This is a genomic window from Pedobacter sp. Leaf41, from assembly GCF_001422545.1.
In the GTDB taxonomy this organism is placed as follows: Bacteria; Bacteroidota; Bacteroidia; order Sphingobacteriales; family Sphingobacteriaceae; genus Pedobacter.
Map to the genome: position 1 here is coordinate 127,375 of NZ_LMLE01000001.1, position 11,025 is coordinate 138,399.

Annotated in this window: 10 protein-coding genes and 1 tRNA gene; 6 read left to right on the forward strand and 5 right to left on the reverse strand. The window is 37.7% G+C overall.

The annotated features are described in order from the left end of the window. Positions 1–60: 60 nt before the first annotated feature. From ASE92_RS00510 to ASE92_RS00525, 4 genes are all read right to left on the reverse strand, one after another. Positions 61–345 (reverse strand): acylphosphatase, encoded by a 285-nt coding sequence (locus ASE92_RS00510; RefSeq protein WP_056848167.1) that lies wholly within the window; start codon positions 343–345, stop codon positions 61–63. Positions 346–384: 39 nt separating this feature from the next. Next, complete coding sequence (locus tag ASE92_RS00515; protein WP_056848168.1) at positions 385–1,341, reverse strand: nitronate monooxygenase family protein; 957 nt, start codon at positions 1,339–1,341, stop codon at positions 385–387. Positions 1,342–1,344: 3 nt separating this feature from the next. Continuing rightward, on the reverse strand, positions 1,345–2,511 hold the full coding sequence (locus ASE92_RS00520) for an amidohydrolase family protein (protein WP_056848169.1): 1,167 nt from the start codon (positions 2,509–2,511) through the stop codon (positions 1,345–1,347). Positions 2,512–2,636: 125 nt separating this feature from the next. Continuing rightward, positions 2,637–2,709, reverse strand: a tRNA-Thr gene (locus ASE92_RS00525). Between the two features lie 674 nt (positions 2,710–3,383). On the opposite strand from ASE92_RS00525, the gene ASE92_RS00530 reads away from it, so the two are divergent. From ASE92_RS00530 to ASE92_RS00540, 3 genes are all read left to right on the forward strand, one after another. Further along, positions 3,384–3,698 carry a hypothetical protein gene (locus tag ASE92_RS00530; protein WP_056087216.1) on the forward strand — a complete coding sequence of 105 codons (315 nt, stop codon included), beginning with the start codon at positions 3,384–3,386 and terminating at the stop codon, positions 3,696–3,698. 114 nt (positions 3,699–3,812) lie between these two features. Continuing rightward, the gene (locus ASE92_RS00535; RefSeq protein WP_056848170.1) at positions 3,813–4,127 is read left to right on the forward strand and encodes a hypothetical protein; all 315 of its coding nucleotides are present in this window, start codon (positions 3,813–3,815) and stop codon (positions 4,125–4,127) included. A 68-nt stretch (positions 4,128–4,195) separates the two neighbouring features. Continuing rightward, positions 4,196–5,527 (forward strand): sigma-54 dependent transcriptional regulator, encoded by a 1,332-nt coding sequence (locus tag ASE92_RS00540; RefSeq protein WP_056848171.1) that lies wholly within the window; start codon positions 4,196–4,198, stop codon positions 5,525–5,527. Positions 5,528–5,795: 268 nt separating this feature from the next. On the opposite strand, the gene ASE92_RS00545 is transcribed toward ASE92_RS00540, so the two are convergent. Then, the gene (locus ASE92_RS00545) at positions 5,796–8,270 is read right to left on the reverse strand and encodes an ATP-binding protein (RefSeq protein WP_056848172.1); all 2,475 of its coding nucleotides are present in this window, start codon (positions 8,268–8,270) and stop codon (positions 5,796–5,798) included. A 174-nt stretch (positions 8,271–8,444) separates the two neighbouring features. On the opposite strand from ASE92_RS00545, the gene ASE92_RS00550 reads away from it, so the two are divergent. The 3 genes from ASE92_RS00550 (at position 8,445) to ASE92_RS00560 (ending at position 11,024) form a co-directional block, all read left to right on the forward strand. Beyond that, positions 8,445–9,134: a YafY family protein gene (locus ASE92_RS00550; RefSeq protein ID WP_056848173.1), complete on the forward strand. Its 690-nt coding sequence runs from the start codon at positions 8,445–8,447 to the stop codon at positions 9,132–9,134. Positions 9,135–9,193: 59 nt separating this feature from the next. Beyond that, positions 9,194–10,156: a stage II sporulation protein M gene (locus ASE92_RS00555; RefSeq protein WP_056848174.1), complete on the forward strand. Its 963-nt coding sequence runs from the start codon at positions 9,194–9,196 to the stop codon at positions 10,154–10,156. 160 nt (positions 10,157–10,316) lie between these two features. Beyond that, entirely contained in the window at positions 10,317–11,024 is a 708-nt protein-coding gene (locus tag ASE92_RS00560) for a hypothetical protein (RefSeq protein ID WP_157255598.1), read from the forward strand. Position 11,025 lies beyond the last annotated feature (1 nt).

Here is an 11,025-nt window from a genome sequence, read left to right on the forward strand (position 1 = left end):
GTAAATTTAGCTGATTTAGGTTTGAAATCGTAATTCGTCAATCCGAAATCGTCAATCTCCTTACCAAAGCAAATTCTTTTTAACCACTTCGAAGTTCTTAAAATTTTTAAGTTCTCCTTCACTTACTTGAACATCATCCACGAGAGATTTATCAGGACCTTCCTTACACCAATCTATAAAAGGTTCGAGGATAAACTGCTCCGCTTCTGCCTCAATATAAACCGAGCCGTCTTTCTCATTCTTAACAAAACCCTTTATTCCCATTTGGTCGGCGACTGCTTTGGTGCTTGCTCTAAAAAATACGCCTTGCACTTTTCCAGCTACCTTTATATTAATGTGTTTCATTTGATGTAAGTGTTCAAGCTGCAAAGTTAACAAAGCTTTTTAATGCTTTATTTGATTATGCAAATCATTTAATTGCTTTAATCCAACTAAAAATTCCTCCCAAATCTCCTCTAAAATCTGTTTGGCGGGTTTAATTTCATTGAGCATCGCTGATATTTGTCCGATTTCGAGTTCTCCTTTTTCCATATCACCTTCAAACATGCCAAGTTTGGCTCTAGCTTTTCCTAGCAACTCTACTAATAAATTTCTATCTGCCCCCTCTGCCTCGGCCTGTGAAACGGCTTCAGCAAATTCATTTTTTAATAACCTTACCGGAACAAGTTTTTTCATTGCAAGTCTGGTATCGCCCTCTGCTGCCGAGATTATTCTTTGTTTAAATGATGGATGCGCAGATGACTCTTCTGCAATGGAGAAAGCAGAACCGATTTGAACGGCATCGGCGCCAAGTGCAAAAGCAGCCAACATTGATTTGCCGCTTGCAATGCCACCTGCAGCAATTACAGGAATAGTTACGGCAGCCTTAATCATGGGCATTAAACACATGGTTGTAGTTTCCTCGCGACCGTTATGTCCTCCGGCTTCGAACCCCTCTGCCACGATAGCATCTACACCAGCCTCCTGGGCTTTCAAGGCAAATTTTGTATTTGAAATAACATGTACAACGGTAATTCCGTTTTCTTTTAGAATGCTTGTCCACGTGGAAGGATTACCAGCCGATGAAAAAATGATTTTCACCTCTTCTTCTATTACAATATCAATAATTTGCTGAATATTTGGGTATAATAAAGGAATGTTAACACCGAAAGGTTTGTCTGTTGCGAGTTTGCATTTTCGGATATGCTCCAGTAGTATTTCAGGATACATGGAGCCAGCGCCGATAATCCCTAAACCGCCAGCATTTGAAACTGCAGCTGCCAGTTTCCAGCCACTACACCAAACCATTCCGGCCTGGATAATGGGATATTTTATATTGAAAAGTTTGCAGATTGGGTTCATTAGCTAAACGAGTTTAATTATTTGATCACTTTCAATTATAAAATCATTTGATAGCTGAATCAGATTTAGACCTGGCTTTTTACCAACCTCGATGCTTCCCAAGTGTGTGTTTAAATTTAAAAACTCGGCTCCATTCAGCGTTGCCCAAAGCAGCAGTTTATCAAAAGCAATATTTTTATGCTTTTGCAAGGTTTTCATTTCCGCTAAAATATTCAACTGATGGTTGCTTGCCAAACTATCGGTACCCAAAGTGATTTTTACATTTTCTGAGATGAATAGATCAACATCAGGCAAAGTATTTTCAATGTATAAATTAGCCTGTGGACAAAGGCACCAATATAAATCTGGGTGATTTTGTTTCGCAAATTCAATATCTGCTTTGTTTGAAACGGTATTGTGTACAAGAAGTGTTTTTTGCTTTTTAATGTACGGCAGCCAACTTTGCAAAGAAGTTTTTCCGCTTGCTTTGAAAAATTGAATATCTAAACCTAAAAATTTATAGAGTGACAGAAAGCCACCTGTTTTATCTTGAAAAAACGAATTTTCATTTACAGTTTCTTGGTTGTGAATGCTGATCAATGCATTCTCTTTTTCTGCGGTAGCATTAATTAAAGCAAAGAGTTCTGGTGAAACGGAATATGGTGCATGCGGCACAACTGATGCCGGTAATGGCGAAAACTCGTTTTTTATTGCGGTTGTATAATCCATGATGGCGTTTGCCCTTTCTGGATTAAAGCCCATAGCCTCAACAAAAGTGTGGTAATAAATTTTGCTGTTTTGCTTTATTTCCTTCGAGGAAATTTGGTTGGAGATATCGCCAACGGCAACAATTCCATTTACAAGCATTTGTTTATCGGCGTTTTCCATCGCCGTGCTCATTTGTTCGGGGTTTGCTTGCCTGCTTTTAATAATGCACTGCACAAACTCTACCAAGCCTGTATGCTCTGGAATTTGGCCCAACATGTGCGAAAGTTCTAAATGGCAATGGGTGTTGATGAACCCTGGAACGATTGCGCCCCTATGTTTTTCAATCTCTACATTAAGATTTTCGACGGCTGCTGCTGTGAAGATTCTCGTTATTTCGCCATCATGATTAACTGCAACTACTCCGTTTTTTATTGGGGGAGTGCTTACTGGAAAAATCCAATCGGCTGAAAAGTATTTTAGCATGCAGCGAATTTAAGATTTTTACGCTACGAATTGATGATTTGTAATGTAGTGATGAGGAAAATGCTGTGGTAGAAGTTAGGGTTTTGACAAAGTCTCATATCGTAACCTACAATTTGAATAAAAAGAGCCTCCTATCGGAATCGAACCAATGACCTACTGATTACAAGTCAGTTGCTCTACCAGCTGAGCTAAGGAGGCTTTTAATCGGGCTGCAAGTATAGAAAAAAATATTCTTTTGATAAAAAATTTTCTGGAAAAAAAATGTTGCTTATAGATTAACCACCCCTTGCCCCTCCTAAATTAGGAGGGGAGCTGGACAGTGAATATTTTAGTTTCTTCAAAAATCTTAGTGGCGGTATGTTTCCATTATTTCATGAGCGATTAAACAGCACATCTTGGTGTCGGTATCTCTAAACTATTTCTTGAACTATTGAACAGCACTCCCCTCCTTATTTTCAAGGAGGGGCTGGGGGTGGTTTTTCTTTATTATGCACAAACAGCAGTAAAATAAACCCGATATACGCGGAAAGCCACCGATTTAAGCATCTGTATTTATGATTACCTTAATTGTGCTTACATGTTAGCACAGGATTTTTCGGTGCTTGAAGCATTAGCGGGGCGGACCTTAAAAATAGCTTCTGCCCTTGCTTTCCAAATCAAATATCTACGTCAATTATATAGTTCATCATTTATATTTATGCCTAAGATGTAGTCATTACCCCCAATGTGTGGAGAAACTCCACAACATTTATTTTATGGCACACGTCTAATATTCTGAAAATAAGCGATTTATATATCTGTGCCAGCTTTGGCATTATTATGAAACAATAGGAAGTATTGTTACACATATTAAATTTTAAAAATTATATACTATGAAAAAGTTCATTTTATCAGCTACATTCTTAGCGTTCGCAGGGTTCTCAGCAGTACAAGCAAGTGAAGTAAACTCAATCAAAAACACTGCAATTGTTGCAGTTCAAGATAGCGCAGTTAAAACTCCAGTAAAATTGGAAGAATTACCTGAGCCAGTAACAACCGCTCTAAAATCTGATGCTTATAAAGGTTGGACAGCAACTGAAGCATGGTCGGTTAAAGAAGGTGCAAAAGAGTACTATTTAATCAACGTTAAAAAAGAAGCAGAAACTGGTTCTGTAAAAATCGACAAAGACGGTAAGCCAGTTCAATAATATTTGTCCTAAATAAGGCATAATCAACAAAAAGCGCAGCCTCTGGGTTGCGCATATTTAAACCAGAACCACGAAATTGCTTTTGCAGTTTCAACACATTAAAATTAAAAAACCATGAAAAAGTTAATATTATCAGCTGCGTTCTTAGCATTTGCAGGATTCTCAGCAGTACAAGCAAGTGAAGTAAATACAATTAAAAATCCTGCAATTGTTGCAGTTCAAGATAGCGCAGTAAAAACTCCAGTTAAACTGGAAGAACTTCCAGAGCCAGTTACTACAGCATTAAAGTCTGATGCTTACAAAGGTTGGACCGCAACTGAAGCTTGGTCGGTTAAGGAAGGCGCAAAAGAATATTACCTAATCAATGTTAAAAAAGAAGCAGAAACAGGTTCTGTGAAAATTGACAAAGATGGTAAACCGGTTCAATAAATCCCAATTATTACATCTACCTAGTACAAGAATGGCCAGACTTTGTCTGGCTTTTCTTATTTTTGTATATGGCGAAAATCCTGATTTTAGAAGATGATACTACATTTGCTCAATTACTTGAAGGTTTTTTAACGAAAAACAATCACGAGGTTACACTCGTAACCCATATTAAACAATCTTTTAAACTGATCGAAAATCAAACATTTGATTTGTTTTTAATTGATTATCGGTTGCCCGATGGAATTGGTTTCGAGGTGATTACTCACTCCAGAAATTTGGGCTTATCTACTCCAATTGTGGTAATGACGAGTTTTAATGATGTGCGAACCGCTGTAAAATCTATGCAGATGGGCGCCTTCGATTATATTACAAAGCCTGTTAACCCTGATGAACTTTTAATGGTTATTAAAAATTCTTTAACCAAAAAGGATTTAAAAGAGACTAAAATTGAATCAACAGATTCTGATTTTATAAGAGGCAAAAGCGCAACGGCTGATCGGTTATATGAGCACATTGCGTTGGTTGCACCGACTGATATGTCGGTAATTATTCAAGGTGAAAGCGGAACAGGTAAAGAATTTGCTGCCCGAACATTGCATCAGCAAAGCAAAAGAGCCGACAAACCTTTTGTGGCTATTGATTGCGGTGCTTTGTCAAAAGATTTAGCGGCAAGCGAATTATTTGGCCATATGAAAGGAGCCTTTACCGGTGCCTTAAACGACAAAAAGGGCCAGTTTGAAGCTGCCAATGGGGGCACTTTATTTTTAGATGAGGTTGGGAATTTAAGCTACGAAGTTCAGATTAAGTTACTTCGAGCTTTGCAAGAACGTGTTATTCAACCCTTAGGCAGTACTAAACAAATTGCAGTTGACGTTCGCATAATTACCGCTACAAACGACGATTTATTAAACAGCATTTCTGGAGGTGAATTTAGAGAAGATCTGTATCATCGGTTAAATGAATTCAAGATTCAGTTACCTGCTTTAAGAGATCGGGCTGGCGATTTGGAGCTTTTTATCAATCATTTCATCAGTTTATCAAATAGAGATTTGGATAGAAATGTTAAAAGCGTTTCTACAGAAGCAAAATCTTTATTGCTGAATTACGATTGGCCAGGAAACTTGCGTGAGTTGAGCAATGTAGTTAAGCGCATGGTTTTATTAACGCCCGGCGATGTTGCCCAGGTTACTGCTTTGCCGGATGAAATGATGCTGGCGGTTAACCAACAAACCCTACCAGGCAGCTCATCTGATTTGAAAGCAGTAAATGAGCAGAATGAAAAGATGCTTATCTCCGAAACTTTGATTAAGGCAAAACATAATAAAAGTAAGGCAGCAAAAATGCTGAATATCGATAGAAAAACGCTTTATGCCAAAATGGAAAGGTATGGGATTGAATAGAAAACCTCACCCTGTTAAAGGCAGAGGTTTTTGTTTTTCTGTGGGGTCCCTCTCCTTGAAAAGAGGGAAAGTTCGTAGCCTGGTTTGAACCCAGGTTTTAAGAATTCACCTTTCCATTGTTCTTTCAGAATGGAGATTTGATAAGTGGTTTTTGCTACTTGGCCATGCTTTTCCGGATAGTGAGTTAAATCCAGATTTACGAATTTATTTCTTTACTATTTTTGCTCCCCGCCCCCTCTCTTCGAGGGGAGGGGATGAAGGGGTGAGGTTAGTCCTCTCCAACCAACTCCATTTCATCCATTGCCTTAATCAATCCATCCAATTTCTTCAACTGATTAAAAATCTCTGCATTAATTTCGGAAGACAATCCTTTTTTGGCAATTTCTAACTCGAGCGTTCTAAAGGCATTCGCTAAGTTTTTTGATCCCATTTGCGCTGTTCTTCCCGCAAGGCGATGAGCAATTAGCCTGCTTTTATCCTGATCGTTTTCATGGATATGATTTTTGAGCGATTCTGCATCGTCAATGCAATCTTTTTTAAAGCGTGTTAATATCTTTTCCAGCATCTGCTGATCTCCGAAAGTCATTTTCTCAATAGAAGAAAAATCAAATTCAGCTTTTCCCTCTACAATTTTGGTTTTATCAAAAATGGAAAGCAAATCAACACTGCGGAAAGGTTTCATAATCAAACCATCAAAACCTTCACTCAAAACCATTTCACGTTCTTCGGGTAAAACCTGAGCAGTAATGGCATAAAACTTAACGGTATGAGGCAGTTTTTTCTTTAAGATATGGCAAAGCTCTATTCCTGTCATCTCGGGCAAACGCATATCAACCAGCACATATTTTAAGTCGTTAGGAGCATTTTCCTGTAAAATATCGGCAACGTGATTAAATCTTTGAAAGGGAATTTCATTTTTTTCAAAAATAAGGCCGCATAGATCCAGTATGAGTTGATCATCATCGATAACCCAAACTGTGCCTGGGTTCACGATTTTATAATTTTCTAAATCAACATGGGCTGTACGTTCCGAAGTTTCCAGATACGTTAAATAAATATTAAAAGTGGTGCCTGTTCCAGGCTTACTTTTTACATGAATTCTACCTCCCTGAGCTTCGATTAATGATTTTACAATTGGTAATCCTAAACCTGTGCCGGTTTGGTTCAGTACATATTGTTCTGGCGATTCGATTTGTTCGAACTCATTGAAAATTCTCGAGATGTCTTTTTCTTCAAATCCAATTCCGGTATCTTTGATCGCGAAATGAAAATGCAAGTTATCGAGTTGTTTTTTGCATGATATTCGGAGGTTAATTTCTCCCTTCAAGGTGAACTTTACCGCATTTCCCAATAGATTAAAGAGGATCTGTTTGAGTCTAAAAGCATCGCCTTTAACAAAATCAACATCGCCTAAATCTAAATCTGTAATTAATTGGAGTGATTTTTTTTCTGCCAGAGGGCGAACCACCGAGGTCACCTCATCTACAATCTGTTTGGCGCTAAAAACCTGATTTTGGAAAGTAAACTCTCCGGAGACAATGCGGTTATAGTCAAGAACTTCGTTTACAATTTGCAGTAGGTGAATGGACGATTGATAAATGGCATCGATATCTTTTTTCTTTGGATGATCTTGCTCGGAAATAAGTTCGGCATAACCTAATATAGATTGTAAAGGCGTTCTAATTTCGTGGCTCATGTTTGATAGAAAACGCTGCTTTGCCTTTCCGTGATATTCCGCTTCATCTTTTGCCAGTTCAAGTGCTCGCCTGTACCTGTTGCTTTTGGTAATGTCAGTCAAAATGAGATAAAGTAATATTACCGTAAGCAAAAAGAAAGCGATAATGATGGCCGTAATTTGTGTAATCCCGTCGTTAACCACTTCTTTTGCCTGGATTCCGTTTAAATCTATTTGAGCCACCGCCTGGCCTTCAACTTCCCTTAAAATTTGAAGCATTTGATTGGTTAAAGCGTTGCTTGCATTTGATAATTCGGCTTCCCGTTTTAAAAACTTCTGACTTTTCTGACGTTGTTCTTGCTCAATATTTTTAAGCGAACCCGTCATACTTTTCATAATACTATCTTCCGCTTTGGCGTTTAACGTATCACGTCGAACTTTAAATTCTTCATTGATAATTTTATAAACATCTGATTTCTTTTTCCCGAAAAGCTTACTCAGAAAACCTCTCGATTTTTCTTCTTCCTGCGGTGCAACGGTAGTGGTAGAAGTAGTAGTTTCGGTAGTTAAAACTGCGCTGTCAGTTTGCATTGCCCGTGAGGCTACAAGCTCATTCAATTTTTTTACTTCGTTTGAGAACGACTTGGTATTTACCAGCGTTTCGCGAACTTGTAGATAGGATACGAACTGTTTATCGCGTTGCGCAAGTAAGTTTTTGATCGATTTTATCCTGGCCAGCTGGGCCGAATCATTCGCATAAAGTTTACGCAATGTGTCTAAGCTCGACCTTAGCTTTCTGGATTCTCTTAAGAAATTATAGTTACCTTGTTTGTTAAAAGCCTCATCCCGCTGAAGCTGATCAAGCCTTGCTATTTTATGCGAAAGATCATTTACAATCCTCAGGCGATCATTCGGAGCCGAAATTTCTTCAACGGTATTGAGCATTCGCGTAAAAGCAAACTTGCTTATACCCCAAGCCAAAAGCAGTGCAAAACAGGCGAATAAAAACCCAATAATTACTTTACTTTTAATTGCCCTAAAGAAACGTTTCTGTATAACGGCTGCCATTAATTTGAACTTTATCTTTTACTATAACGGAAATTTTTGCTAAAAGACATCATAACTTTATAATACAAATAATATACCAAGGAAGTTTGATGTTGAACGGCAGATTTTAAATTATCTGTTTGCCTGATCTTTTATCCGCTACAATTTTTTTACTTTTATCCGAGGCCAAAAACAATGAACCGCATCGATCGTCTTTTCGGAATTTTAACTTTACTTCAGTCGAAGAAATACATTTCAGCAGACAAGATTTCTGAACGATTTGGAATTAGTGTGCGTACGGTTTACCGCGATGTCAAGGCATTACAGGAGCAGGGAATTCCGGTTGGTTTTGAACAACCGAAGGGTTATTTTCTGGTTCAAGGCTACTTTTTACCCCCGATTTCATTTAATATGGATGAAGCCAATGCATTGCTATTGGTAGAAAGTCTGGTTAATGGTTTTGCAGATAACTCCATCCGTACACATTATTCTGCAGCGTTAACAAAGGTTAAAGCCGTTTTAAAATACAATCAGAAAGAGAAACTCGAAGCAATGAATGCGCATATCAAGCTTCAGGTGCCCGAGCGTATGAAATTTAATTATGAATATCTTTCGCTCATTCAAACCGCTATTTCTGAAAAACGAATGGTTGCTTTAGAGTATAGCAATGCAAAAGAAGAAAAAAGCAAAAGGGAAGTAGAGCCGATCGGTTTGATTTTTTATGCCTTTAGCTGGCATTTAATAGCGTGGTGCCATGTTAGAAACCAATATCGCGATTTTAGTGTAACCCGAATTGTGAGTTTAAATATCCTCGATAAATCTTTTTGCAAAACCAACCACATGCCGTTAAACGATTACATGAGCACGCTGCCCGTTAATTATTAATCGTTTTTTATATCCATAAAAATTTAGCTATTTTAAGCCACTATTTGGTTACGCCTTACATGAGAGAAGCTTTATTTGTTAAACAAAATTCGGAAAAATGGCAGCATTATGAAAGTGTGAGGCAGGCAAACCCTGATGAAGTTGCAAATCAGTTTATCGAAATCACCAACGATTTAGCTTATGCCAAAACTTTTTATCCGAACTCCAAAACTACAGCCTATTTAAATGGGTTAGCTTCTAAGCTGCATCAGGCAGTTTATAAAAACAAAAAAGAAAAATCGAACCGCTTTATTCATTTCTGGAAAACAGAACTTCCGGTTTTATTTTTTGAGCACCGTAAGCAAATTTATTACGCACTTATATTTTTTTTAGTCTCCTGCGCAATCGGCGCTTTATCGGCCAAATATGACGATACATTTGTGCGCCTGATTATGGGCGATGATTATGTAAACATGACCAATGAAAATATTGCAAAAGGAGATCCCTTCGGCGTTTACAAGCAATCGAATGAATTTTTAATGTTTACTCAAATTGGGCTTAACAATATTTATGTAGCCTTATATACCTTCGTTTTAGGCATCATATTTTCTTTTGGATCAATCGTTTCGCTATTTAGAAACGGAGTGATGTTGGGTTCCTTCCAATATTTCTTTTTTAGTAAAGGCCTGGGCTTGCAATCTGTATTGGTGATCTGGATTCATGGCACTTTAGAAATTTCGGCTATTGTTTTAGCCGGTGCTGCAGGCCTGGTATTGGGCAACAGTTTTCTATTCCCGAAAACTTATACCCGAATGGAATCGGTAATTAAAGGCGCAAAAGATGGCTTGAAGATGGTGCTGGGCTTAGTTCCCATCTTTATTGTAGCGGCCTTTTTAGAAAGCTTTGTTACTCGCCACACCGAAATGCCCATCTATTTAAGTGTATTCATTTTAACAATGTCTGCCATATTTATCATTTGGTACGTCTTTATATATCCAGTAAAAATTATTAAGAAGCTTAGTTATAATGATAGGGAAAATTGAATTCAAAAAACGGAGAGATTTTGGGCAGGTGATAAATGATACATTCACATTTATGCGCCAAAATTTTAAGCCACTATTAAAAACTTATTTCACCTTTTGTGGATTGTTCGTTTTAGCAAGCATGTCATCAATGCTGGTTTACCAATATAAAATGGTAAACATGATCAATACAGTCGGTAGTGACAAAAGCTCAGGAGGCTTTTCGTTTGGCAATATCTACGGTTTAGAATATTTTTTGTCGCTGCTTTTTTCATTGGCAACTTATGCCAGTATGACCGTGGCCATCTTATCCTACATCGCCCTATATGTTCAAAAAGGCAATCAAATTCCTACCATGGAAGAAGTTTGGGGGTACTTTAAATATTACTTTTTCCGAATCTTTGGCAGTTCTATCGTATTGATACTGATGGTGTTTATTGGATTTATTTTTTGCTTAATACCAGGCTTTTATTTGTTCCCATTTGTAGCCATGATGTTTCCCATTATGGTGATTGAAAATGGAACTTTTGGCTATTCTTTTAGCAGAAGTTTTACAATGATTAAGGATAACTTTTGGGTAACTTTTGGAACATTAATCATCGTTTGGATAATCGTTTACGCATGTATGAGTATGGTGGTTTTACCCACTACATTATTCAATATGATAGGCATGTTTACCAGCAAAAACCCTCAAATGTCTTTGACTTTGAGTATGATCACAACCGTTTTGCAGTCGCTCTGCCAGGCATTTACCATTATTCCTATTATTACGATTTCACTATCGTACTTTAGTTTGTTAGAGCAGAAAGAAAATACAGGGTTAATGGAGCGCATTACAAACTTTGGCAACACAAACAAAACAATCGATACGCGACCAGAAGAATACTAAA

Coding starts and splice junctions, on each gene's coding strand:
- ASE92_RS00510 (WP_056848167.1), bottom strand. CDS start 345: ATGAAACACATTAATATAAAGGTAGCTGGAAAAGTGCAAGGCGTATTT.
- ASE92_RS00515 (WP_056848168.1), bottom strand. CDS start 1,341: ATGAACCCAATCTGCAAACTTTTCAATATAAAATATCCCATTATCCAG.
- ASE92_RS00520 (WP_056848169.1), bottom strand. CDS start 2,511: ATGCTAAAATACTTTTCAGCCGATTGGATTTTTCCAGTAAGCACTCCC.
- ASE92_RS00530 (WP_056087216.1), top strand. CDS start 3,384: ATGAAAAAGTTCATTTTATCAGCTACATTCTTAGCGTTCGCAGGGTTC.
- ASE92_RS00535 (WP_056848170.1), top strand. CDS start 3,813: ATGAAAAAGTTAATATTATCAGCTGCGTTCTTAGCATTTGCAGGATTC.
- ASE92_RS00540 (WP_056848171.1), top strand. CDS start 4,196: ATGGCGAAAATCCTGATTTTAGAAGATGATACTACATTTGCTCAATTA.
- ASE92_RS00545 (WP_056848172.1), bottom strand. CDS start 8,270: ATGGCAGCCGTTATACAGAAACGTTTCTTTAGGGCAATTAAAAGTAAA.
- ASE92_RS00550 (WP_056848173.1), top strand. CDS start 8,445: ATGAACCGCATCGATCGTCTTTTCGGAATTTTAACTTTACTTCAGTCG.
- ASE92_RS00555 (WP_056848174.1), top strand. CDS start 9,194: ATGAGAGAAGCTTTATTTGTTAAACAAAATTCGGAAAAATGGCAGCAT.
- ASE92_RS00560 (WP_157255598.1), top strand. CDS start 10,317: ATGATCAATACAGTCGGTAGTGACAAAAGCTCAGGAGGCTTTTCGTTT.